The sequence below is a fragment of the Brevundimonas sp. G8 genome, from assembly GCF_902506205.1.
Classification (GTDB): Bacteria; Pseudomonadota; Alphaproteobacteria; order Caulobacterales; family Caulobacteraceae; genus Brevundimonas.
On record NZ_LR732816.1, the window covers coordinates 2,844,830 to 2,867,597 of the forward strand.

The 22,768-nt window shown below is 65.8% G+C and carries 25 protein-coding genes and 3 tRNA genes; 23 read left to right on the forward strand and 5 right to left on the reverse strand.

Annotation, left to right across the window (positions count from 1 at the left end; genetic code table 11):
- Positions 1-60: 60 nt before the first annotated feature.
- From murA to CHRYSEO8AT_RS13750, 13 genes are all read left to right on the forward strand, one after another.
- Positions 61-1,350: a UDP-N-acetylglucosamine 1-carboxyvinyltransferase gene (gene murA, locus CHRYSEO8AT_RS13690; protein WP_159850893.1), complete on the forward strand. Its 1,290-nt coding sequence runs from the start codon at positions 61-63 to the stop codon at positions 1,348-1,350.
- The gene (locus tag CHRYSEO8AT_RS13695; RefSeq protein WP_159850895.1) at positions 1,340-1,840 is read left to right on the forward strand and encodes a DUF2948 family protein; all 501 of its coding nucleotides are present in this window, start codon (positions 1,340-1,342) and stop codon (positions 1,838-1,840) included. Before murA ends, CHRYSEO8AT_RS13695 begins: the two co-directional genes overlap by 11 nt.
- Positions 1,837-2,304, forward strand: a complete 468-nt coding sequence (locus tag CHRYSEO8AT_RS13700; RefSeq protein WP_159850897.1) for a UPF0262 family protein — start codon at positions 1,837-1,839, stop codon at positions 2,302-2,304. Before CHRYSEO8AT_RS13695 ends, CHRYSEO8AT_RS13700 begins: the two co-directional genes overlap by 4 nt.
- A gap of 103 nt (positions 2,305-2,407) precedes the next feature.
- A complete protein-coding gene (gene infA / locus CHRYSEO8AT_RS13705) occupies positions 2,408-2,626 on the forward strand; it encodes a translation initiation factor IF-1 (protein ID WP_008261544.1) in 219 nt (72 codons plus the stop codon).
- Positions 2,627-3,208: a nucleoside triphosphate pyrophosphatase gene (locus CHRYSEO8AT_RS13710; RefSeq protein WP_159850899.1), complete on the forward strand. Its 582-nt coding sequence runs from the start codon at positions 2,627-2,629 to the stop codon at positions 3,206-3,208.
- Positions 3,205-4,239 (forward strand): ribonuclease E/G, encoded by a 1,035-nt coding sequence (locus tag CHRYSEO8AT_RS13715; protein ID WP_159850901.1) that lies wholly within the window; start codon positions 3,205-3,207, stop codon positions 4,237-4,239. The genes CHRYSEO8AT_RS13710 and CHRYSEO8AT_RS13715 overlap by 4 nt, the downstream gene beginning before the upstream one ends.
- A 3-nt stretch (positions 4,240-4,242) precedes the next feature.
- Positions 4,243-4,407 carry a DNA gyrase inhibitor YacG gene (locus CHRYSEO8AT_RS13720; RefSeq protein ID WP_135195741.1) on the forward strand — a complete coding sequence of 55 codons (165 nt, stop codon included), beginning with the start codon at positions 4,243-4,245 and terminating at the stop codon, positions 4,405-4,407.
- Positions 4,408-4,470: 63 nt separating this feature from the next.
- Positions 4,471-4,546: transfer RNA gene (locus tag CHRYSEO8AT_RS13725), tRNA-Phe, on the forward strand.
- Between the two features lie 536 nt (positions 4,547-5,082).
- Positions 5,083-5,964: a MotA/TolQ/ExbB proton channel family protein gene (locus CHRYSEO8AT_RS13730; RefSeq protein ID WP_159850903.1), complete on the forward strand. Its 882-nt coding sequence runs from the start codon at positions 5,083-5,085 to the stop codon at positions 5,962-5,964.
- Between the two features lie 5 nt (positions 5,965-5,969).
- Positions 5,970-6,407, forward strand: coding sequence for a biopolymer transporter ExbD (locus CHRYSEO8AT_RS13735; protein ID WP_159850905.1), 438 nt, complete (start codon positions 5,970-5,972; stop codon positions 6,405-6,407).
- Positions 6,408-6,421: 14 nt separating this feature from the next.
- A complete protein-coding gene (locus tag CHRYSEO8AT_RS13740; protein WP_159850907.1) occupies positions 6,422-7,042 on the forward strand; it encodes an energy transducer TonB in 621 nt (206 codons plus the stop codon).
- 150 nt (positions 7,043-7,192) lie between these two features.
- Positions 7,193-7,269: transfer RNA gene (locus CHRYSEO8AT_RS13745), tRNA-His, on the forward strand.
- Positions 7,270-7,367: 98 nt separating this feature from the next.
- Positions 7,368-8,354, forward strand: a complete 987-nt coding sequence (locus CHRYSEO8AT_RS13750; protein WP_159850909.1) for an aldo/keto reductase — start codon at positions 7,368-7,370, stop codon at positions 8,352-8,354.
- 75 nt (positions 8,355-8,429) lie between these two features.
- Here CHRYSEO8AT_RS13750 and CHRYSEO8AT_RS13755 read toward each other — a convergent pair whose 3' ends face one another.
- Together CHRYSEO8AT_RS13755 and ligA are read right to left on the reverse strand one after the other, a co-directional pair.
- Complete coding sequence (locus CHRYSEO8AT_RS13755) at positions 8,430-8,852, reverse strand: DUF2147 domain-containing protein (RefSeq protein WP_159850911.1); 423 nt, start codon at positions 8,850-8,852, stop codon at positions 8,430-8,432.
- A gap of 116 nt (positions 8,853-8,968) precedes the next feature.
- Entirely contained in the window at positions 8,969-11,308 is a 2,340-nt protein-coding gene (ligA, locus tag CHRYSEO8AT_RS13760; protein ID WP_201304445.1) for an NAD-dependent DNA ligase LigA, read from the reverse strand.
- Between the two features lie 121 nt (positions 11,309-11,429).
- Here ligA and CHRYSEO8AT_RS13765 point away from each other — a divergent pair, with 121 nt between their 5' ends.
- The 3 genes from CHRYSEO8AT_RS13765 (at position 11,430) to CHRYSEO8AT_RS13775 (ending at position 13,811) form a co-directional block, all read left to right on the forward strand.
- A complete protein-coding gene (locus CHRYSEO8AT_RS13765; protein WP_159850915.1) occupies positions 11,430-12,389 on the forward strand; it encodes a M28 family peptidase in 960 nt (319 codons plus the stop codon).
- Positions 12,386-12,877: a hypothetical protein gene (locus CHRYSEO8AT_RS16255; protein ID WP_159850917.1), complete on the forward strand. Its 492-nt coding sequence runs from the start codon at positions 12,386-12,388 to the stop codon at positions 12,875-12,877. The genes CHRYSEO8AT_RS13765 and CHRYSEO8AT_RS16255 overlap by 4 nt, the downstream gene beginning before the upstream one ends.
- A gap of 271 nt (positions 12,878-13,148) precedes the next feature.
- Positions 13,149-13,811: a sugar transferase gene (locus CHRYSEO8AT_RS13775; protein WP_201304446.1), complete on the forward strand. Its 663-nt coding sequence runs from the start codon at positions 13,149-13,151 to the stop codon at positions 13,809-13,811.
- On the opposite strand, the gene rpiA is transcribed toward CHRYSEO8AT_RS13775, so the two are convergent.
- Together rpiA and glmU are read right to left on the reverse strand one after the other, a co-directional pair.
- The gene (gene rpiA, locus CHRYSEO8AT_RS13780; protein WP_159850919.1) at positions 13,808-14,491 is read right to left on the reverse strand and encodes a ribose-5-phosphate isomerase RpiA; all 684 of its coding nucleotides are present in this window, start codon (positions 14,489-14,491) and stop codon (positions 13,808-13,810) included. The genes CHRYSEO8AT_RS13775 and rpiA overlap by 4 nt on opposite strands.
- Positions 14,488-15,840: a bifunctional UDP-N-acetylglucosamine diphosphorylase/glucosamine-1-phosphate N-acetyltransferase GlmU gene (glmU, locus tag CHRYSEO8AT_RS13785; protein ID WP_159850921.1), complete on the reverse strand. Its 1,353-nt coding sequence runs from the start codon at positions 15,838-15,840 to the stop codon at positions 14,488-14,490. Before glmU ends, rpiA begins: the two co-directional genes overlap by 4 nt.
- 179 nt (positions 15,841-16,019) lie before the next feature.
- Here glmU and CHRYSEO8AT_RS13790 point away from each other — a divergent pair, with 179 nt between their 5' ends.
- The 3 genes from CHRYSEO8AT_RS13790 to CHRYSEO8AT_RS13800 all read left to right on the forward strand — a co-directional run bounded on the left by CHRYSEO8AT_RS13790 (position 16,020) and on the right by CHRYSEO8AT_RS13800 (position 18,254).
- Complete coding sequence (locus tag CHRYSEO8AT_RS13790; protein WP_159850923.1) at positions 16,020-16,733, forward strand: HAD-IA family hydrolase; 714 nt, start codon at positions 16,020-16,022, stop codon at positions 16,731-16,733.
- 100 nt (positions 16,734-16,833) lie between these two features.
- A complete protein-coding gene (locus tag CHRYSEO8AT_RS13795) occupies positions 16,834-18,123 on the forward strand; it encodes a dicarboxylate/amino acid:cation symporter (RefSeq protein ID WP_159850925.1) in 1,290 nt (429 codons plus the stop codon).
- A 56-nt stretch (positions 18,124-18,179) separates the two neighbouring features.
- A tRNA-Val gene (locus CHRYSEO8AT_RS13800) sits at positions 18,180-18,254 on the forward strand.
- 17 nt (positions 18,255-18,271) lie between these two features.
- On the opposite strand, the gene CHRYSEO8AT_RS13805 is transcribed toward CHRYSEO8AT_RS13800, so the two are convergent.
- Positions 18,272-19,201 carry an ROK family protein gene (locus CHRYSEO8AT_RS13805; protein WP_159850927.1) on the reverse strand — a complete coding sequence of 310 codons (930 nt, stop codon included), beginning with the start codon at positions 19,199-19,201 and terminating at the stop codon, positions 18,272-18,274.
- Between the two features lie 243 nt (positions 19,202-19,444).
- On the opposite strand from CHRYSEO8AT_RS13805, the gene CHRYSEO8AT_RS13810 reads away from it, so the two are divergent.
- The 4 genes from CHRYSEO8AT_RS13810 to CHRYSEO8AT_RS13825 all read left to right on the forward strand — a co-directional run bounded on the left by CHRYSEO8AT_RS13810 (position 19,445) and on the right by CHRYSEO8AT_RS13825 (position 22,729).
- Positions 19,445-19,585, forward strand: coding sequence for a hypothetical protein (locus CHRYSEO8AT_RS13810; RefSeq protein ID WP_201304447.1), 141 nt, complete (start codon positions 19,445-19,447; stop codon positions 19,583-19,585).
- Positions 19,586-19,651: 66 nt separating this feature from the next.
- Positions 19,652-21,022 (forward strand): class II 3-deoxy-7-phosphoheptulonate synthase, encoded by a 1,371-nt coding sequence (locus tag CHRYSEO8AT_RS13815; protein WP_159850929.1) that lies wholly within the window; start codon positions 19,652-19,654, stop codon positions 21,020-21,022.
- A gap of 91 nt (positions 21,023-21,113) precedes the next feature.
- Positions 21,114-21,689 (forward strand): prephenate dehydratase domain-containing protein, encoded by a 576-nt coding sequence (locus CHRYSEO8AT_RS13820; protein WP_159850931.1) that lies wholly within the window; start codon positions 21,114-21,116, stop codon positions 21,687-21,689.
- A 281-nt stretch (positions 21,690-21,970) separates the two neighbouring features.
- A complete protein-coding gene (locus CHRYSEO8AT_RS13825; protein ID WP_159850933.1) occupies positions 21,971-22,729 on the forward strand; it encodes a chorismate mutase in 759 nt (252 codons plus the stop codon).
- The last annotated feature ends 39 nt before the right edge of the window (positions 22,730-22,768 follow it).

A 22,768-nucleotide genomic window follows, 5' to 3' on the forward strand; every position in this document is an offset into this window, starting at 1 on the left:
AACGGCTTGCTAGAGAACCATCCCCCCGAGGCGTTTCCTTCGGGCGCGCTTAAGGACGTCATGGACAGCATCGCCATTCAGGGCGGCGCCCAGCTTTTCGGGGACATTCCCGTCAGCGGCGCCAAGAACTCCGCCATCAAGCTGATGGCCGCCTCGATCCTGACGGATCAGCCCTTGCTGCTGACCAATATGCCGCGCCTGGCGGACACACGGTTCCTGGGCCAACTGCTGCGCCAGTTCGGCATCGAGGTCACCGAGCGCGACGGCGCGGATGGGCAGGAGAGCCTGTTCCACGCCAAGGATCTGACCTCGACCTTCGCCCCCTATGATCTGGTTCGTCAGATGCGGGCCTCGTTCAATGTGCTGGGACCCCTGCTGGCGCGCACCGGCGAGGCCAAGGTGTCTCTGCCTGGCGGCTGCACCATCGGTGCGCGTCCGGTGGACCTGCACCTCCAGGCGCTGACCGCGCTGGGGGCCGAGATCGAGCTGGACGAGGGCTATGTCACCGCCCGCGCGCCCAAGGGGCTGCGTGGGGCCGAGATCGAGTTTCCGTTCGTTTCGGTCGGGGCGACCGAACACGCCCTGCTGGCCGCGGTCTTGGCGCAAGGGACGACAGTGCTACGCCGTGCCGCGCGCGAACCCGAGATCGGTGATCTGGCCCGCTGTCTGACCGCCATGGGCGCCAAGATCGAGGGCATCGACACCGACGTCCTGACCATCACCGGCGTCTCGTCGCTGAACGGTGCGAAATGGTCGGTCATTCCCGACCGGATCGAGATGGGCTCCTATGCCGTCGCCGCCGCCATGGCGGGCGGCGAGGTGCGCCTGACCAAGGCGCGGGCCGAGCTGATCGGCTCGCTGACCGACAAGATGATCGAGGCTGGGGTCGAGGTATCGCCCACCGCCGACGGGGTGCTGATCAAGCGCGATCCGAAGCAGCGCCTGAAGGCCGTGGATGTGGAGACGGCCATCTATCCCGGCTTCGCCACCGACTTGCAGGCCCAGTTCATGGCCCTGATGACGACGGCCGAGGGCGTCAGCACGGTGCGCGAGACCATTTTCGAGAACCGCTTTATGCACGTGCCGGAACTGGCGCGGCTGGGGGCGGACATCTCGGTCCATGCGGGCGAGGCGCACGTCAGCGGCGTGGAGGTGCTGCACGGCGCTCAGGTCATGGCGACGGACCTTCGGGCCTCGATGTGCCTGGTCATCGCGGGGTTGGTCGCCGAGGGTGAGACGACGGTCGGGCGCGTCTATCATCTGGATCGCGGTTTCGAGCGTTTGGAAGAAAAGCTCGGCGCGTGCGGAGCTGACATCCGACGGATAAAGGGAACAGGTGATGAGCACTGAGATCGACGGCGTCATCACCGAACCCAAGGCGCCGGTCGAGCCGCTGCGCCTGCTGGCCGAGGACGCCGACGATCTTCAGATCATTTCCGCAGCGCTGCAGGACGCCATTCTGCGGCCGGTCGATATCGTGTGGGAGAAGAGTGCGCGCACGCTGACCATCGCCTTCAGCCGCTTCTGCTGGGAATGCGGCGGGACGCGGGTGATGTGCGCCATGCAGTTCGGCGACGTGCTTGCGGTCAAGAGTCGTCGCCTGTCGCGTAACCCAGACGCCTCGCTGGAACTTCTGGCGCTCGATTTCATCCCGACTGAGACGCCCGGCGGCAAGGTCATCCTGATGTTCGCCGGCGGCGGGGATTTGCGGATCGATGTGGAATGCCTGGACGCCGTGGTCACCGACATTTCCGAGCGGTGGCCCGCGCGGGTCGCGCCGACCCACCTCGACGGCCCGGATTTGGACGCCCCCAAACGCGACGAAGGGAATGCGGCATGAGAGGTCCCCACAAGCTGGCCTCGGTCGAGCTGGATGCGGTGACATTGCCCGCCGCGACGGCCGAGATCGAGCACGAGCGCCGGGTCGCCATTTTCGATCTGGTCGAGAAGAACAGTTTCGAGCCGGTCGGCGCGGAGGGCGGATCTTATAAGCTCAAGCTGTCGCTGCAGGACAACCGGCTGGTGTTCGACATCGACGGCGAGAACTTCAATCGCACCTACGCCATCAGCCTGACGCCGCTGAAGGGCGTGATCAAAGACTATCTGCTGATCTGCGACAGCTATTACGAGGCCCTCCGCGGCTCTTCGCCCAGCCAGATCGAATCGGTCGACATGGGCCGGCGTGGCCTGCACAACGAGGGGGCCGATCAGCTGAAGACGCGGCTGGATGGCAAGATCGTCGTCGATCACGAGACAGCGCGACGGCTGTTTACGCTGCTGTGTGCGCTCTACCGTCGCGGCTGACCTCGACTATCTCTGCGTTTTCGGGCATTAGGCCCCTCCATTCCGCCCCTCGCGCCCGCCCGGCGTGGGGTCGAACGCATTTTAATCGGGCGTGAGAGGCCGCATGGCTAAGGAAGAACTGCTCGAGTTTCCCGGCACCGTCAGCGAACTGCTGCCGAACGCCACCTTCCGCGTGACGCTTGAGAACGACCACGAGATCATCGCCCACACGGCGGGCAAGATGCGCAAGAACCGCATCCGCGTGCTGGCCGGAGACAAGGTTCTGGTCGAAATGACCCCCTACGACCTGACCAAGGGTCGCATCACCTATCGCTTCAAGTAAGTGACGACGGCGCGTCCTGAATTGGTGCTGGCCTCGGCCAGCCCGCGCCGCATCGAACTGCTGGCGCAGGTCGGGATCACGCCCGACCATATCGATCCCGCCGACATCGACGAGACGCCCCTGAAGGGCGAGACGCCGCCGCGTCTCGCCGAACGCCTGGCGACCTCGAAGGCTAAGGTGGTCGCCGCACGGCGCCCTGAGGCCGTGATCATCGCCGCCGATACAGTCGTTTCGGTCGGCCGCCGCTTCCTGGAGAAGGCGGCGGACGAGGCCGAGGCGGTCCGTTTCCTGAAACTGCTGTCCGGCCGCAATCACCGTGTCTTCACCGGCGTGGCTGTTGTGCGTGACGGCAAGCTGTCGTCGCGGGTCAACGAGACGCGCGTGACCTTCAAGCCGCTGTCGGACCACGAGATCGCGACCTATGTCGCCACGGGCGACTGGCGCGGCAAGGCCGGCGGCTATGGCATCCAGGGACCGGCCGGGGCCTTCGTTCAACGAATCGTCGGCAGCCATCCGTCGGTGATGGGTCTGCCGGTCTATGAGGCCGTCCAGCTGTTGAACGGCGTCGGCTGGCGCGCATGAGCGGCGCCGTCGAGGTCTTCCTCGACGAGACGCCGGGCGAGACGCGTGGCGCGGTCATGCGCGACGGGCGTTACACCCATCTTCTGATCCATCGCGAAGGCGACCCGGCCCAGACGCGGCTCGGCGCCCGGTCGATCGGCCGCGTGACCGAGGTGAATCAGGGCCTGCGCGGCGCCTTCGTCGACATCGGCGCGGACGCCGCAGCCTTCCTGCACTTCTCCCGCAACGACCGCCTGAGCCAGGGCGAACGATTGGAAGTCGTCGTCACCGCCGAGCCTCGGGCCGGGAAGGGCGCTGTCGTCCGTCGTCTAGGGCCGGGGGAGGGGACGCCCCGCCTGCTTCAGGCTGCGCCCAGCATCGCCGAACAGTTGCGCGACCTCGCGCCAGGCGAGGAATCAGTCGTCGGCATCGCCGCCATCGACGCCGTGATCGAGGCAGAGGAAGAGGCCCTGGCGCGGTCATGCGTCTTCGCGTCGCACGGAATCGATCTGGCTATCGAACGCACCCGCGCCCTAGTGGCTATCGACATCGATTTCGCTTCCATGCCGGGGCGGGATCCGAAACAGGCGAGGGCGGTCGCGAATCGCGAGGGGCTTAGACAGGCGGCGCGGTTGATCGGCCTGCGGAACTGGGCCGGTCTGGTCGTCATCGACCTGGTCGGGGACGGTGAGGACGCCGAGGCGCAGTCCAAGGGCGCCAGGACCGCCTTCGCCCACGAACCTCAGGCCGTGTTCGGACCCGTCAGTCGATTCGGTCTGCTGCAACTGTCGCTGCCTTGGCGACGCATGCCGATCGAGGAAGTATTACTCGGCACGGATGGGCGCGCCTCGGCCCGGACGCGTGCCTTGTCTTTGGTGCGGGCTCTGCGGCGACAACTTTTGTCCGACACTCGATCTGCGCGCATCACCGCACGCTGTGCGCCGGAGGAGGCCGCTATCGCCGGCCCGCTGGCGGCTCGGCTCGGGCCGAGAGCGCATGTTCTGGCCGACGTCGCCGTCCCCGTCGGGCGCGGCGATATAGAAGAGAGTTGAGCCATGGCGACCTGTCCCATCTGCCGCAAGGCCGACGCCGATCCCAAGTACAAGCCCTTCTGCTCGCGCCGCTGTTCCGAGGTCGATCTGCAGCGCTGGTTTACCGGCGGCTACGCCATTCCGGCCGCCCTGGACGAGGGCGCTGAAGATGATGGCGAAAAGGACTGATTGGGCGCTGGACAGGCGGAAAAGCCTCCCCTATAGACCCGCCTCTCGCGACGCCGCGTCGGCGCCTGGATAGCTCAGCTGGTAGAGCAGCGGATTGAAAATCCGCGTGTCGGTGGTTCGAACCCGCCTCCAGGCACCATCTTCTTCCCTCACATTGATCGTCATGCGTTTGAGGCATCATCCGATGCTTCTGCGGCTGGATGTCGCCTGATCCTACCTATGGGTTGAGGCTTGATTGATCGTTCTTTGGGGCGATCTGGTAAGATTTAGCCGCGTCGAAGCGATCTGCGACAAGCTTGCTCCAAATGATGCGCAATCATCATGAAAACGTCGCGCCCGCAGGTTTTAATGCCGGGGTCAGGTGGAACTTTTCTCCAACTCACGCGACGGGTTAAAAGCCGCTCTTGTCCCTTGACGCTCCGGTAAGGGTTCGTCAAAGGGTTGAGACGCCTTCCCAAGGAGGCGTTAATACGGATTACAGGAGACGCGTTCTCCGAAGGTTCGATCATCAGAGGCTGGGCGGGCGACCGGACAGTCTCTACCGAAGATTTCAGCGGGTTCTGATCCTCGAAAGGACGGGACGCGTTGAAGGAAACATTTCAGGTTGGGGGGCGGTCGCTGACTATGGCCGCACCTTTGGTTCCACGAGTCAGACCAAGCAGGAACTGGCGAATTATGCTGAACAGCAAAAAGACGAACATCCTTCTCGCCATGGCCGGCGCCGCCGCGCTGATGGCGAGCTCGCCGGTCCTGGCCCAGGCTCCGGCCGAGCCGACCCCGGCTGCCTCGACTGCGGCCCCGGCCGCGGCCCCGGCGACCCCGGAAGGCGACCCGGCGACCATCGCCGAAACCACCGGCGGCGCGCATGGCGGCGGCATCACCCCGATCTCCATGTTCATGGAAGCCACGGTCGTCGTTAAGGTCGTCATGGCCGGCCTGCTGCTGGCCTCGATCCTGTCGTGGACCCTGCTGCTCATCAAGCTGTTCGAGTTTGGCGCTCTGAACCGCAAGACCGACACCTTCCTCGAAAACTTCCGCGGCGCCCGCACCATCGCTGACATGCGCGCCGTCTCGACCCAGGAAGAGTTCGACGGCAACCCGCTGGCCGACATGGCCGCCGCCGCCACCGAGGAAATCGAACTGTCGCGTCAGTCGGGCCTGTCGGTCACCGGCGATCATCTGGACTCGGCCTTGGGTCGCGCTCAAGCCGCCGTCGCCGCCGTTCAATCCGGTCTGGCCAAGCGCCTGTCGGGCGGCCAGCAGTTCCTGGCGTCGGTCGGTTCGATTGGTCCGTTCGTCGGTCTGTTCGGCACCGTTTACGGCATCATGAACTCCTTCATCGGCATCGCGGAATCCAACACGACCAACCTGGCCGTCGTTGCTCCGGGCATCGCTGAAGCCCTGCTGGCCACCGGTATCGGCCTGTTCGCCGCTATCCCGGCCGTTGTGTTCTACAACTACTTCAACACCCGCATCGCTGGTTACGGCACCCGCGCCGACGGCTTCGCCGCTGAGCTGCTGAACGGCATCTCGCGTCAGCTCGACAAGGGAGCGTAAGACGGATGGCCGCCAAGATTAAATCGGGCGGCGCTGGCAACAACCAGGTCGAGGCCAACAGCGATATCAACGTCACGCCTTTCGTTGATATCATGCTGGTCTTGCTCATCATCTTCATGGTCGCGGCTCCGCTTGCTTCCGTGTCGGTGCCGGTAGAGTTGCCAATCGCCGTCGCCAAGGCGGCCCCGAACCCGCCCAAGCCGGTCTATATTTCGATCCAGAACGACGGCGACGTCTATGTGGGCGACTTCAAGACCGACGTCGGATCCCTGGGCGCTGATCTGAAGGAACAGATCGGTGCTCGGAACCCGGCCGATGAGCGGATCTTCATTCGGGGCGACCAGAACACCCGTTACGGCGACTTCATGCAGGTCATGAATGCGCTCCAGGATAACGGCTTCTATAGTGTTGCACTGGTCGGTGAAGACCAGGCGACGAGTTAGGGTGCGGAGATAGAATGACAGACGTCGAATATCATCGCAGTCGTTACGACGTACCGAAGGCCAAGGGCTTCATGGGGGTGTCTTACCCTGTGCTGATCGTGTGCCTGCTGATCGTCACCATCCTGTTCGCTCTGCTGATCTTCTTCTTGCAACAGTCGAAGTTCAAGCTGAAGGAGTTCAACTACGTCGACGAGTCCGTCGAGGTCGAGTTGGTCGAGCCGGTTCCGCCGCCTCCGCCGGTGAACATCACGCCGACGAAGAAGGAAGACCGCGTCGAATATACGGGCCCGCCCGTGAACATTCCGGGACCGCCGCCTCCGCCCGCACCTCCGGCTCCGCCGCGTCCGTCGACGATCACCAACGTTCAGTGGTCGCGTCAGCCGCGTCCTACTGCTGACGACTTCCCGGCGCGTGCGCTGGAGCGGGAAATCAGCGGTTCGGCCACGGTCGAGTGCACCGCGCGCTCGAACGGCGCACCGGCCAACTGCCGCGTGATCTCGGAAGAGCCCGCCGGCATGGGCTTCGGCCGCGCCGCCATTCGGGTGGTTCAGCGTGGACAACTGTCCCCGCGGACTGTCGATGGTGCAGCTCAGGACGCTACGTTCCGCGTCCGGGTGCCCTTCACCCTCGGGTGATCGCCACGGCAATAGACAAGACGCCCCGGAGAGCAATCTCCGGGGTGTTTTCGTTTGTCGGGCGTGCGTCTGAAATCTCTGACGAAATGTCACGAAGTTGCTTGATCGCTTCCCGCAGGCCCGGTAGAGAACGCGCCTCGCGATGAGCGGGCCGCCTTAGCTCAGTTGGTTAGAGCGCCGGTTTGTGGAACCGGAGGTCCTCAGTTCAAGCCTGAGAGGCGGTACCATCGCAAAGCGCGGTCGGGCTTGAAGCCCGCCGTTGCAGCGACCATCTCCTGATCATCGACCAGGCGGTTGATCCCTCAAATCGACAGGAGAAGGCCTCATGAAGACGCGCAAGCTAGGTCCGAACGGTCCCGAGGTTTCGGCCATGGGCCTGGGCTGCATGGGCATGAGCGCCTTTTATGGCGGTTCGGACGAGGCCCAGTCCATCTCGGTCATCCACCGCGCGCTCGACTTGGGAATCATCCTGTTCGACACCGCCGAGATGTACGGCCCCCACACCAACGAGGTCCTGGTGGGCAAGGCGCTTAGGGACAGGCGCGATCAGGCCTTCATCGCCACCAAGTTCGGCATCAACTACAACGCCGACCGCACCAAGCTGATGACCGACGGCGGCCCAGCCAATGTCCGCCGCGCCATTGAGGGCAGCCTGCAACGTCTCGGCGTCGATCACGTCGATCTCTACTATCTCCACCGCGTCGATCCGGACACGCCGATCGAGGAGACGGTCGGGGCGATGGCCGAACTGGTCCAGGAGGGCAAGGTCCGCTTCCTGGGCCTGTCCGAGGCCGCGCCCGACACCCTGCGCAAGGCCCATGCGACGCATCCAATCACGGCGCTGCAAACCGAGTATTCGCTGTGGACTCGCGATCCCGAGGACGAACTGTTCGAGGTCGTGCGCGAACTGGGCATCGGCTTCGTGCCCTACAGCCCGCTGGGCCGGGGCTTCCTGTCCGGCGACATCACCTCGATCGACGATCTGGACGCCGACGACTTCCGTCGCACCAATCCACGCTTCATGGGCGAGAACTTCCAGAAGAACTTGGATCTGGTCGAGGCGGTGAAGACCATCGCCGCCGACAAGGGCGTCACCGCCGCCCAACTGGCGCTGGCCTGGGTCCTGGCGCAGGGCGAGGATCTGGTTCCGATCCCCGGCACACGCCGAATTGCCACGCTGGAGCAGAATGCGCAGGCGGCGGACGTCGTCCTGACGGCTGAGGACCTGTCACGCATCGAGGCGATCTTCCCCAAGGGCGCCGCGACGGGGCATCGCTACGCCGAGGCCGCGCGGGCGGCCCTGAACCGCTGAGGCCGATTAGGCCGACATGAAAAGGCCCGGTCGGATCGCTCCGGCCGGGCCTGTCGTCTGTCTGGCACCTCGATCCTACTGAATGCGGGTCCAGGTCTGGGTCTTGCATAGAGGCGCGACAATGCAGCCGCGCAGACGCAGGCTGTTGTCGTTGGTCATGGTGATGGTGCCGCGATAGGTGCCGCCGTCGGCCGGATTATAGACCGAGCCGTTGCGCCATTCCGTCGGGCCGCCGGTGAAGCCGGTCAGCATAGGCAGGTTGCGCAGGGTGCGGCTGCGTTGGGCGGCGTCGCGATTGTGTTCGTCACGGGCGTTGGCGTCGGTGCGGATGTGATCCGAGGTCACCAGCGTGCCGCACAGGGCCTGACCGCAGCGCGCGATACGCACCTGGCCACCATTGGTCGGCGTCTGCCACAGGCCGGTCGGATCGCCAGCCAGGGCCGGAGAGGCGAGGGCGGCCGCCAGGGTGGCTGCGGCCAGCATGATCTTGATCTTCATAGTCGTTCCCTTTCATCGGGTCGGTTGCACGGCCCGTTGAAAGCGACGTTGATCCCGGTTTCAGTTGAAAACAAGGCTGAAACAACGGGTATCGCCAACGAAAACCGGACCTTAAGTCAACTTTGGCCGTCGACCAGCGCCAGCCATTCGTCCTCGGTCAGAACCTGTACGCCGTGTTTCTCGGCGTCTTTCAGTTTTGATCCTGCGCCGGGGCCGGCGACCAGATAGTCTGTCTTCTTCGACACCGATCCCGAGACCTTGGCGCCCAGGCTTTCGGCGCGGGCCTTGGCTTCGTCGCGGGTGAAGCGTTCCAGGGCGCCGGTGAAGACGACGGTCTTGCCGGCGACCGGGGTGTCGGACTTGGGCCGTTCGGCGTCGACGATCTCGGTCATCTCGGCCTCCAGTGCGGCGACGACTTCGAGATTGTGCGGCTCGTGGAAGAAGTGGGCCAGGGCCAAGGCGGCGACGGGGCCGACGCCGGTGACACCGGCGATCTGGTTCAGGATTTCCGACGGGCCTTCCTCGCGCGCCACGCGGGCCAACTCGACCAGGCCGGACCAGTTGTCGCTCATGGTCGCGAGGGAACGACGGGCCGGGGCGGCCATGCCGGGGAAGGCCTGGCTGATCTTCATGTCCATGGTCGCCTCGGGCCAGGGATCGTCAGCGGGCGGCGTGGCCTCGGCCATCAGGGTCAGGACACGGGGGGATATGGCGTGGGCGGCGGCCAGGGCGGTCCAGGCGTCGGACGGCACGCCCGAGGCGGCCTGGAGACAGGCGGCCTTCAACGCAGGCCAGTTCTCGAAGGCGCGGGCCAGGACGATGGAGGTCTGTTCGCCGATGTCGCGTATGCCCAGGCCGAACAGGAAGCGGTCCAGCGAAATGACGCGGCGGGCGTCGATGCCAGCGACCAGGTTGCGGATGCTGGTCTCGCCATAGCCGTCGTCGCGCTCCAGTTCCTTCAGCCGCGCTTCGTCTCGCGCCAGGCGGAAGATGTCGGCGGGCTCCTTGATCCAGCCGCGCGCATTGAAGGCGACCAACTGCTTTTCACCCAGGCCTTCGATGTCGAAGGCGCGGCGGCCGACGAAATGTTTGAGCCGTTCGACGATCTGGGCGTCGCAGATCAGGCCGCCGGTGCAGCGGCGCTTGACCTCGTCGCCCTCGCGCACGGCTTCTGACCCGCAGACCGGGCATTTGTCGGGGAAGGCATAGGGGACGGCGTCGGCGGGACGTAGGTCGAGCACGACGCCCAGGATTTGGGGGATGACGTCGCCGGCGCGTTGCAGGCGGACGGTGTCGCCGATGCGGACGTCCAGACGTTCGATTTCGTCTTCATTGTGCAGGGTGGCGTTCCTGACCACCACGCCGCCGACGGTGACGGGGTGGAGCCGGGCCACGGGGGTCAGGGAGCCGGTGCGGCCGACCTGGATGTCGATGCCGTCCAGCACCGTGGTCGCCTGTTGGGCCGGGAATTTGTGGGCGATGGCCCAGCGGGGGCTGCGGGCGACGAAGCCCAGGCGGCGCTGCCAGTCCAGGCGGTCTACCTTGTAGACCACGCCGTCGATGTCATAGCCCAGGGTCGCGCGGTCGCGCTCCAGTTCGCGATAGACGGCGATCAGGCCTTCCGCGCCCTCAACCCGGCGCGAGCGGTCATTGACAGGGAAGCCCCAGGCCTTGAGCTTTTGCAGGGCCTCCCACTGGGTCTCGGCGAAGTCGCTGGAATGTTCGCCCCAGGCGTAGGCGAAGAAGTTCAGCGGGCGTTTGCCGGTGATCCGGGCGTCCTTCTGGCGCAGAGAGCCGGCGGCGAAATTGCGGGGGTTGGCGTAGGTGCGGCGGCCCTCGGCCTCGGCGGCGGCGTTGAAGGCGGCGAAGGCGTCGTTGGGGGCGTAGACCTCGCCCCGGATCTCGATCCGGTCGGGCCAGTCGTCGCCGGCCAGACTCTGTTGCACATCCGCGATGGTGTTCAGATTGGCGGTGACGTCCTCGCCGGTGCGGCCGTCTCCGCGCGTGGCGCCGATGGTCAGCCGGCCGTCGACATAGAGCAGGTTGGCGGACAGGCCGTCGATCTTGGGCTCTGCGACGAAGGCTATGGGCTCGTCGGCCGGCAGTTTCAGGAAACGGGCGATGCGGGCCACAAAGTCGCGCACCTCGCCCTCGTCGAAGGCGTTGTCCAACGACAGCATTGGCACGCCGTGGCGAACCTCGGCGAACTGGCTGGAGACGGCGGCGCCCACCTTGTTCGACGGCGAGTCGGGGCGGACCAGGTCGGGAAAGGCAGCCTCGATCGCCAGGTTGCGAGCGCGCAGGGCGTCGTAGTCGGCGTCGGAGATTTCGGGCGCCGCCTCGGCGTAGAGGGCGTCGTGGCGCGCCATCTCGGCCGCCAGCCAGGCCAGGGCCTCGGCGGCCGTTTCGGCGGTCAGATCTTCGACAGGAGTTTCAAGAGGAATCGCGGGAGCCATGTCCGCCATCATATCATCTGTCGCGGCGGCCGTGCATCGCGCAAAGCCGATGATGATAGAACCGTAGGCTGACGGCCCGATCTCTCGGCGCTAGGGTCCGGGGTTCTGTGTTGGAGCTTGCATGAATCGTTCGACCCTTTGCCTTGTCCTGACCGGCGCCGCCCTGGTCATCAGCGGCTGCAACGCCGTTCCCGTCGCAACGACGCCTGTCGCACAAGCGCCCGTCGCGACGGGGCCGACCCAACTACTGGAGGATGTTCGTATCCTCTCGGCGGACGACATGCAGGGTCGTAACACCGGCTCTGAGGGCGGCGAGCGGGCGCGTGCCTATATCGTGTCTCGGCTGGAGGCCATCGGCGTGCAGGCGCCGCTGTTTGGGCGCTTGCAGCCGTTCGAGGCGCCGGGCCGCACGCGCGAAGGCGTCAAGACGTTCAGCGGGGTCAACATCGTCGGCCTGATTCCCGGACGGCGCATCGCCGACCGCTATATCGTCGTGACGGCGCACTATGACCACGTCGGGGTCAATGACGGCCAGATTTTCCATGGCGCGGACGACAACGCCTCGGGCGTCGCGACCATGCTGGAACTGGCGGCGCGGCTGAAGGCGAACCCGCCGGAGCACAGCGTGCTTATCGTGGCCCTGGACGGGGAGGAGAGGGGCCTGTTGGGCGCCCGCGAGTTCGTCAAGGCGCCGCCCGTGCCGCTGTCGTCCATCAGTCTGAACCTGAACTTCGACATGACGGCGCGGGCCGAGACCGACGGCCATCTGTGGGTCACCGGCACCTATCAGCATCCCAATTTGCGGCCGGTGCTGGAAGCCGTGCAGCCGAACGGGGCCGTGTCCTTCGCCTTCGGCAAGGATACGCCGCGGGATACGGGCGAGAACAACTGGGTCGATGCGTCCGACCACGGCGCTTTCCATGCGGCGGGCGTGCCGTTTCTTTACATGGGCGTGGACTATCACCCCGATTATCACCGCCCCAGCGACACCTTCGAGCGGATCACGCCGTCGGTATTCACCAGCGCGACCGAGATCGCCATCGCCGGCTTCCGCGCCCTGGATCAGGCGCTGGATCGATGAGATCCCGCCTCGGTGCGATTGTCGTCATGGGCGTGCTGGCCCTCAGCGCCTGCGAGCGTCGAGAGGCTGACGCGCCGCCGCCGGAAACCGCGCCGTTCAGTCATCGACTGAGCGCCGACATCTCGGGCGACTATCGCCCCGTTGGCGAGGGGAGCGGCAATCTGGTGTCGATGTTCGTCGGTCAGACTGCGGGGTTTACGGCCTGGGAGGCGGGACAAGGCGGCCCGCCGCCGCTGATCCTGTCGCTGGTCGGGCCGCAGGGGTCGATGCGGGTGACGCCCGACGCCTATGCAATCACCGACGACACGGTGCAGATGACGGGTTCGGCGCCGGGCGGGGGCGTGGTGCGTCTGCAGGGGCGGATCGACCAGGGCGCCCTGGCGACGGCGCGGCGCAATCTCGGCGACCAGACGCCCGTCATCACCGGAACGGTTTCGGTGGATGGGCAGCGCACGGCCTTCGCGCTGAGCTGGTGGGGCGGCGACTGATCAGAGGATAGCGCGCACGGCCAGATAGACCCCGGTCGCGATCAGAATCCAAAGAAGGACGCTAAGGCCAACCATAAAACCGACGGACCGGAGGCCGGACCAGCGCGGTTCGGAATCACCAGTGGGCAGTTCGCTGGATCGAGGAGGTTTCTTGGTCACAATCAACTTATGGTAGCGCGTTGATTGATGGTCAATGTTGATGCGAAGGCAGTCGCATTAAGGTTGATAATTTCGCAACCCTGGGAAATGATGCTCCTGAGGGGGCGGATGAATGTCGACAGTGGAGGCTGCCGAGCGTCAGGTTGAACCTGCGCGTCGCACCGCGGTGTGGCGTGGAGCCGATGGTGCCTGGCTGATCCGCCTGCTGGATGTGAGCCTCTCGTCCTGCGCCATGATGTTCCTGTTGCCGCTGTTGGTGCTGACTGCCGTGGCGGTGAGGGCGCAGGATGGGGGACCGGCGCTGTTCCGCCAACAAAGGATCGGGCGAGGCGGGCAGGTGTTCGACTGCCTGAAGTTCCGGTCCATGAGCATCGACGCCGAGGCCAGCTTGCCCGACCTCGTGGATGCGGAATGGAATGCGGTGCGCAAGTTTCGACGCGATGCGCGGGTCACCCGCCTCGGCCGCGTCTTGCGGCTTTCCAGCCTGGATGAGCTGCCGCAGTTGCTGAATGTGCTGAAGGGCGAGATGTCGCTGGTCGGACCGCGTCCCATCGTGATGGACGAGGCGACGCTGTATGGGCGGCGGCTGGCCGACTATTGCGCTGTGCGGCCGGGCCTGACGGGGCTGTGGCAGGTGTCGGGCCGCAACGACGTGCCCTATCCGCGTCGGGTGGCGATGGACGTCTGGCTGGTCAGGAACCGGACGGTGCGCGTCTATCTGACGATCCTGGCGCGCACGATCCCGGCGGTGCTGAGCCGCAAGGGCGTCTATTAGGGCAGGCGTTCCTCGAAGCCGCCATCCGTGCCGATGATAGCGAGATCAGCGAGATCCAGGAACAGCCCGTGCTCGACCACGCCGGTGATCAGCTTCAGATCGTCGGCCAGGCGAACCGGATCATGGATGGCCTTGCAACCCGCGTCGTAGATCAGGTTGCCGCCGTCGGTGCGGACCAGACCGCGATCTGCCTGACGCACGCGGGCGGGCTGGTTGATGTCGTGATCGATCAGAACGTCGGCGATGCGGTTGGCCGTGGTCTTGTGACCGAAGGCGACCACCTCGATAGGCAGGGGGAAGGTTCCCAGCACCGGCACCACCTTGGCGGCGTCGGCGATGACGATGCACCGGGCCGAGGCCTCCCACACCAGCTTCTCCCTCAGCAGAGCCGCGCCGCCGCCCTTGATCAGGGCCAGGCCTGGGCCGACCTCGTCGGCGCCGTCGACGGTCAGGTCGATGCGGGGGGTGTCTTCCAGCGTCGACAGCGTCAGGCCCAGTTCGCGCGCCAGGTCAGCGGTCTTTTCCGAGGTCGGGACGCAACGCAGACCCGACAGGTTGCGCGCCGCCAGAGCCTTGACGAACCAGGCGGCGGTGGAGCCGGTGCCCAAGCCCACGACCATGCCGGCCTCGACATGGGTGGCGGCGGCCTCGCCGGCGTTTTTCTTCTGGATATCGCTCATTTGGACTTCGCGGCTTTCTTGGCTTTGGCATCTACGCGGAAGGCGGCGGCCGCTTCGAGTTTGACGGTCTGGCGGGCGCGGCCGAAGGCCATGGCGTCGGCGGGCACGTCCTCGGTGACGACGGAGCCGGAGGCGATCAAGGCGCCTTCGCCGATGACGACAGGGGCGACCAGGCTGGAGTTCGAGCCGACGAAGGCCCCGGCGCCGACCTGAGTCTGCGCCTTGTTGAAGCCGTCGTAGTTGCAGAAGATGGTCCCGGCGCCGATGTTGGCGCCCGCGCCGACCGATCCGTCGCCTAGATAGGCCAGATGGTTGGCCTTGGCGCCCTCGGCCATCTTGACGTTCTTGACCTCGACGAAGTTGCCGATCTTGACCCCGGAGGCCAGGTCCGCGCCGGGGCGCAGACGGGCGTAGGGACCGACCTCGGCGCCGGAGGCGACGCGGGCGCCCTCGACATGGCTGAAGCTGCGGATGCGGGCGCCGCCCTCGATCACCGCGCCGGGGCCGAAAACCACGAAGGGTTCGATGACGGTTCCGCCACCGACCTGTGTGTCCCAGGCGAAGTGGACGGTGTCAGGCGCGGCCATGGTGACGCCGGCCGCAAGGAAGGTCTGGCGCTGGACGGTCTGGAACAGGGCCTCGGCCTGGGCCAGCTCGGCCTGGGAGTTGACGCCCATGACGGCGTCCTCGGTGGCGAAGACGGCGTGTGTCGGATGGCCGGCCTGGCGCGCCAGTTCGACCACGTCGGTCAGATAGTATTCGCCTTTGGCGTTGTCGTTGCGCACATCCGCCAGCAGCGAGAAGAGCAGGGCGGCCGGCGCGGCCATAACGCCAGAGTTGCAGGCGGTGATGGCAAGGATTTCGGCCGAGGCTTCCTTGGCCTCCGTGATGGCGGTCAGGGCGTCGCCGTCTAAGATCAACCGGCCATAGGCGCCGGGATCGCGGGCCTCGAAGCCGATCACGGTCACACCGTCGGCATTGAACGCAGGCTCGATGTCGGCAGATTTCAGCAGGGGCACGTCGCCATAGGTGACGACCACCTCGCCGTCGAAGCCGGCCAGAGCCTGTTCGGCGGCGCGGACGGCGTGACCGGTGCCCAGCGGCGGGTCCTGGACGGCGATGGCGGCCTCGCCCAGGCGTTTGACCACATGGGCGCGGACCTCGGGCGAGTGGGTTCCGACGACGACGACGATCCGTTCGCAGCCCAGGCCTTCGGCCGCGTCGATGGCGTGGTCCAGCATGGCGCGATGAGCGACCGGATGCAGCACCTTGGGTAGGGTCGACTTCATCCGCGTGCCTTGGCCGGCGGCGAGGATGATGGCGGCGCGGGGGCGCGTCTGGCTGGTCATGAATCGTCTCGCGGTCTAGTCGTCGTTCGCCGTCTACAGCGACCCCGCCGTTCCGTCATCCTCGGGCTTGACCCGAGGATCGGATTTGGCGAGCGCGGGTGCGTCGCCGTTTCGCACGCGCGGGGCGGCGCCCGATCCTCGGGTCAAGCCCGAGGATGACGAATGGAAAGAGAGTGACCATGACCGATCGCGACCTGGAAGGCTGGACCATCGCCTTCGATCTAGATGGGACGCTGGTCGATTCCGCACCGGACCTGATCGGAACGCTGAACAGATTGCTGGTCGAGGAGGGACTGCCGGCCGTGCCGATGGAGTCGGCCCAGACCCTGATCGGTTCGGGCGCGCAGGCGCTGTTGGCGCACGGGTTCGAGGCGGCGGGCGCGTCGGTCGAGCGGGCGCGGTCCGACGAACTGTTCGAGCGGTTCCTGATCGATTACGCCGCCCACATCGCCGACGGTTCACAGCCGTACGGAGGCGTGGTCGAGACTCTGGAGCGGTTGAGCGTGCGCGGAGCGATCCTGGTCGTGGCGACCAACAAGCGTTCGGACCTGTCGGAACTGCTGTTGGAGAAGCTGGACCTGACGCGGCATTTCGCCGCCATCGTCGGGCCGGACCGGGTCAGCGCCCGCAAACCCTCGGGCGCGCATCTGAAGGAGGCGGTCGTCAAGGCCGGCGGCGATCCCGATCGGGCCATCATGGTCGGAGACGCGGCGCCGGACGCGGATGCGGCCAAGGATGCGGGCATGCCGTGCATCCTGGTCACCTTCGGCTTCACGCTCGTGCCGGTCGAGGAACTGGGTGCCGACGTCCTGATCGACGATTTTGAGGATGTCGAAGAGGCCATCGACGGCATCCTGTCGGACTTCTACGTCATGAAGGCGCTGAAATTCTGAGGGACGCGGACAGGAAATCTGTCGGCTGAATGATCGCCGGTGCGGTTGCGGATCGACGCGGCGATGGACAGATTGGCGCACCCCTGTTGAAAGCAACTCCATGCTCGCCCGATTTTTCAAGATCCCGCTGTGGCAGCGCACCGCCGCCGGCTTCATCCTCGGCATCATCGCCGGGCTGATCCTGCGGGAGCGGGCCGAGGTCTGGCTTCAGCCGATCGGCGACGTCTATCTGAACCTGATCCGCATGGTGGTGGCGCCCCTGGTCCTGTTCACCATCGCAAGCTCCATCGCCAAGCTGGGCGAGGGAGCGGGGGCCGTGCGGCTGGGGGTGCGGACCATCGTCTGGTTCGCCATCACGTCGCTGCTGGCCGTGCTGGTCGGGTTCGCGTTCGGGCACATCATCAATCCGGGTGTAGGCCTGTCCAACCTGCCGCTGGGCGAGGTCAAGGACCGGGTGATCCCCACGCCGCTCGAAGTGTTGATCGGCGTGGTGCCGACCAATCCTTTCGCGGCGCTGGCCGAGGGCAAGGTGCTGCAGATCATCTTCTTCTCGGCCTTGGTCGGCATGGCGCTGGTGGCGCTGGGCGATCGGGCGCAGGGAGTGCGGCGCCTGGTGGACGAGGGCGCCGCCGTCATCTTCCGCATCACCCGCTGGGTGATCCAGCTGACGCCCATCGGCGTGTTCGGCCTGATCGGCTCGGTCGTCGGCGGTTATGGCTGGGAGGCGCTGCTGCCGCTGCTGAAGTTCATCCTCGCCATCTATGCGGCCTGCCTGTTCCACATCCTGATTGTCTATTCGGGCCTGCTGAAGGTGCACGGTCTAAAGGTCACCAGCTTCTTCCGCGGCGCCTTCGCGGCCCAGCAGACGGCGTTTGCGACATCATCGTCGCTGGGGACGCTGCCGATCACATTGCGCCAGACAGTCGAGCGTCTGGGTGTGCCCCAGGCCTATGCCGCCTTCGCCGTGCCCCTGGGCGCCAATGTGAAGATGGACGGTTGCGGCGCCATCTATCCGGCCATCGCTTCGATTTTCATCGCCCAGTATTTCAAGATCGACCTGACCTTGACGCAATATATCCTGATCGGCCTGACGGCGGTGTTGGGGTCGCTGGGGACCGCAGGCGTGCCGGGAACCAGCATCGTCATGCTGACCCTGACCCTGTCCACGGCCGGTCTGCCGCTGGAAGGTATCGGCTATATCGTGGCCATCGACCGGATCATCGACATGATGCGCACCGCGACCAACGTCACCGGCCAGATGCTGGTGCCGGTGCTGGTGGCCAAGGAGGAGGGCATTCTGAACGAAGACATCTACAACGGTCATGTCGCCTGGTTACCGGGCGACCCGGAAGCCGACACGCCCGAAGGGGTCCGCGCCGCCGGAATCTGAAACGGACTCTTGCGCAGGGCCGGCGACCGGGCTATGTCGCCGCCTCCGCAAGGCAAGGACGCGTAGCTCAGCGGGAGAGCACCTCGTTCACACCGAGGGGGTCACAGGTTCAATCCCTGTCGCGTCCACCATTTCTCCCATTTCCAATCTAGCCTTGCATCGCCCAGTCTTGCGGCCATTGGCCTGTGACCGAGCGGTAGGCGAGGGCGAAGGCGCCGATCAGTCCGGCCGAGGCACCGGCGGTCGGAGCGGCGATATAGGCCTCCATATCGAGATCGCGGATGCTGGCGTCATAGCCGCCCAACTGCCGTGTCAGCGCGTGCCGGACCAAGCCATACATATGCGGCTGCATCACACCGCCGCCGATGATGATTCGCTCCGGACGTAGCGTGTAGGTCAGGTTGGTGCAGAGGCCGGCGATATATTCGGCCGCCATCGCCCAAGCGGGATGATCGCGGGCGAAGGTCTCGGCCGGCGCGCCCCATCGGGCGTGGAGCGCAGGGCCGCTCGCCAGGCCTTCCAGGCAGTCGCCGTGGAAGGGGCATGTGCCGGCGAATGTGTCGTCGCCCTTTGCGCGAGGCAGGCGGATATGACCGGCTTCGGGATGGTTCGCCCCGCCATGAGGTGCGCCGTTGACCATCACGCCGACGCCCACCCCGGTCCCGATCGTGACGTAGCAGAAACTTTCCAGCCCTTGCCCGCTGCCGAACAGCCGTTCCCCGATCGCCGAGCCGTTCACATCGGTGTCCAGCGTCATCGTCACATCCAACGTGCGCCGCAGATGGGCCAGCAGGTTGACGTTGCTCCAGCCGGGCTTGGGCGTTGTCGTGATCGCACCATAATCGGCCGCGTCGGTTCGTAGGGAGAGGGGGCCAAAGCTGCCGATCGCCAGCGCCGCCAGCTTGCCGTGGCGCGACTGGGCCTCGACGAAGAAGGCGGCGACGGCATCCAGCGTTTCGTCAGGCGTGGTGGTGGCGATTCGGACCTGTTCGACGATCCTGCCATTGGCGTCCGCGACGCCGCAGATGAATTTGGTGCCGCCGGCCTCGACGCCGCCGAGCAGGATGGGATGGGTCATTGTTGCTCGCTTATGGGTGCGACGAAGATTCGCGGGAGTGAACGCAGGATGCCGTCAGGCGTTTATCGGCCATGACCCTTCTTGCTCGCATATTGATCACGCTGGACGCCACGACGAAGATTCTGACCCGCAAGGAACGGCTGCTCTGACGAGCAATCCGTGCGCGGCAGGATTTGGCGATTGCGTTGAACGCTATGCATCGCCACCTTTGCCTTCAGACTAAGACATGAGACGAGGACGCCGATGGCCCGCAAACCCAACTACAGCTTCGAACGCCAGGAACGCGAGCGCGCGGCGGCCATCAAGGCGGCCGAAAAGGCAGCGGCCAAGGCCGAACGCAAGGCTGAAACCGCGACCGAAAAGGCGCCGCCCGCCGAAGACTGACGCTTTGCAGCAAAATCCATCCGTCTTTTCGTTGTTTGGATAGGCGCAAAGCCCTATTCTTGCACGATGACACGCTGGACCCCCGATAGCTGGAGAACCAAGACCGCCCTGCACATGCCGGCGGACTATCCAGATCCCAAAGCCCTCGCCGTCGTCGAGGACGAGTTGCGCGCCCTGCCGCCGCTCGTCTTCGCCGGCGAGGCCCGCCGCCTGACGTCGAAACTGGCCCAGGTAGAGCGGGGTGACGCCTTTCTGCTTCAGGGCGGCGACTGCGCCGAGAGCTTCAAGGAGTTCTCGACCGACAATATTCGCGACACCTTCCGCCTGATCCTGCAGATGGCGGTGGTCCTGACCTTCGCCGGGCGCAAGCCGGTGGTGAAGGTCGGCCGGATCGCCGGTCAATTCGCCAAGCCGCGTTCGTCGCCGCTGGAAGAGATCGACGGCGTCGAGCTGCCCAGCTATCGCGGCGACATCATCAACGGCATGGGTTTCACGCCGGAAGAGCGCGTGCCCGATCCGCAGCGCCTGATCCGGGCCTATAATCAGTCGGCCTCGACGCTGAACCTGCTGCGGGCCTTCGCCGGCGGGGGCTATGCCGATCTCTACAACATCCATCGCTGGACCTTGGGCTTTGCGGGCGACAATGCCGCCGGCGCCCAGTACCGCGAGTTGGCTGACAAGATCACCGAGGCCCTGGCCTTCATGGAGGCGGTCGGCGTCACGCCCGAAACTCACCCGGACCTGAGTCGGGTCGAAGTGTTCACCAGCCATGAAGCCCTGCTGCTGAACGTCGAGAGTGCCCTGACACGTCTGGACGGCGGATCGGGCGAATGGTTCGACACCTCGGCGCACATGCTGTGGATCGGCGAGCGCACGCGTCAGCTTGATGGATCGCACGTGGAGTTCATGAAGGGGATCAAGAACCCTATCGGTGTGAAGTGTGGGCCGACCATGACGTCCGACGACCTTCTGCCGCTGATCGACGCGCTGAACCCCGATAACATTTCGGGCCGTCTGACGCTGATCGGTCGCTTCGGTCACGACAAGGTGGGCGAACGTCTGCCCAAGCTGATGCGGGAAGTGAAGGCGTCTGGCCGCAAGGTCATCTGGTCGATCGACCCGATGCACGGCAATACGCTGAAGGCCGGAAACGGCTACAAGACCCGGCCGTTCGACCGGATCCTGGGCGAGGTGCGGACCTTCATCGACGTGGCCGAGGCGGAAGGGGTTCACCCCGGCGGCGTCCACCTGGAAATGACCGGCCAGAACGTCACAGAATGCATCGGCGGCGCCCAGGCGGTGACCGAGGACGACCTGTCCAACCGCTATCACACCCATTGCGATCCGCGCCTGAACGCCGACCAGGCGCTGGAGTTGGCTTTCCTGGTGGCTGAGCGCCTCAAGGCGGGACGGGTCGCGCAGTCGGCGGCGGCCTAGCCGCCGTCAGCGCCCCAAATGCGGGCCGATCCGGTCATGGTGACGCCATCTCTGCAGCGCCAGATCGAACCGATTTCGAAGGTAGTGATCAATGGAAGTTGCGGCCCAGATTGACGACAAGCCCGGTCGGGTCGCCTATCAGGGCGCGCCCGGCTCGTTCAGCCACGAGGCCTGTCTGGCCTTGCGGCCATGGGACGAGGCGGTGGCGTTCGAGACCTTCGCCCAGGCTCTGGATGCGCTCAGGGTCGGTAACTGCGGTTGCGCCCTGATCCCTGTCGAGAACTCGACCATCGGCGTTGTTGAGCCGGCGGCGACGTTGGTGGGCGGGCTTGGCGTGGAGCCGGTCGCCGAGGTTTGGCGGCCCATCCGTCATGCGCTAATGGCGACGCCGGGGGCGCGGCTGTCGGATATCAAGACGGTCGAGAGCCACCCCATCGCCCTGGCTCAGTGCAAAGGCACGCTGGCCGGCCTGAACGTCGAGGTGATCGAGCATTTCGACACCGCTGGCGCGGCGCGCGATGTCGCTGAAGCGGGCGATCCGACGCGAGCCGCCATCGCCCCGGTCGGCGCGGCCGAGGTCTATGGCCTGTCGATCCTGCGCAACGACTTGCAGGATTCCAGCGATAATCAGACGCGTTTTGTCCTGTTGAGCTTCCCTGAGGGTTGACGGCGCACGGTCTTTGCGTCCTTAAGACCTGCACGGATCGCAAAACGATCCGCATAACCGGAACCGGACCATGTCCCGCCAGCGCGCTCTTTCTGTTTCTTCCGACCGTTCGCGCGCGGTTTCCGGCCTCTATTTTGGCTACGGCTTTTACGGCTTTCGATACGCCGGCTGAGGCGTCGGGCGCACTCCGTCCCTGACAGTCTCACCGGCGACCGCTCTGAACCAGAGCGGCTGTTCGCCCCTGCACATATCGAAATTCAGAATGCCGAAAGCCCAATCCCATGCCCAATTCCAACGTCCAGCAAGTGTGGCCTGACATGGTCGACCTGACGCCCGAGCAGCAGGCGCTCGCCGCCCTGCGCGCCGAAATCGACAGCATCGACGACCAGATTCTTGCCCTGTTCGAGCAGCGCCTGGCCGTCGCCGCCACCGTCGGCCGCGCCAAGGATGCGCCCAGCGGACCGCATACCAAGCTGCGTCCCGACCGGGAGCAGACCGTGCTTTCGCGCATGCTGACGCAGGCCCAGCCCGAGAACGCCGAGGCGGTCGAGCATCTGTGGCGCGAAATCGTCGGCTGGGGCCTGGCGCGCCAGGGCCGTCTCCAGGTCCAAGTCTGGGCGCCGATCGAGCCGACCCGCGCCTATGACGGCGCCCGCCTGCGCTTCGGCGCCGCCGCCGACATCAGGATGGTGCGCGATCCGCAAAAGGCTCTGGCCTTCGCCGCCGAAGGGCACGGGATCGCGGTGCTGGCGATCAACACCGAGGACGCCTGGTGGATGGGCCTGCGTCGCGAATGGTCGATGCTCAGCGTGTTCGACGGTTACGGCGGCGAGACGCCGACGTCTCTGGCCGTGGGCAAGATAGATCCGCCGGCCTTGCCCAAGGGGCGTCGGGTCGTGGTGACGGCCGGTGGGGACGCAGGCGATGGCGGCGGCGCGCGGCGCTGGGGGCTGAATACGCATCACGGCTGGACCATCGCCCTGACTGACGCCGCCTTGGCGCCGGGCGATGCCGAGGGCTGCGTCGGCGCGATCGGCTGATCCAGAAAGGGCTGCATCCGGCGAACGGATGCAGCCTTT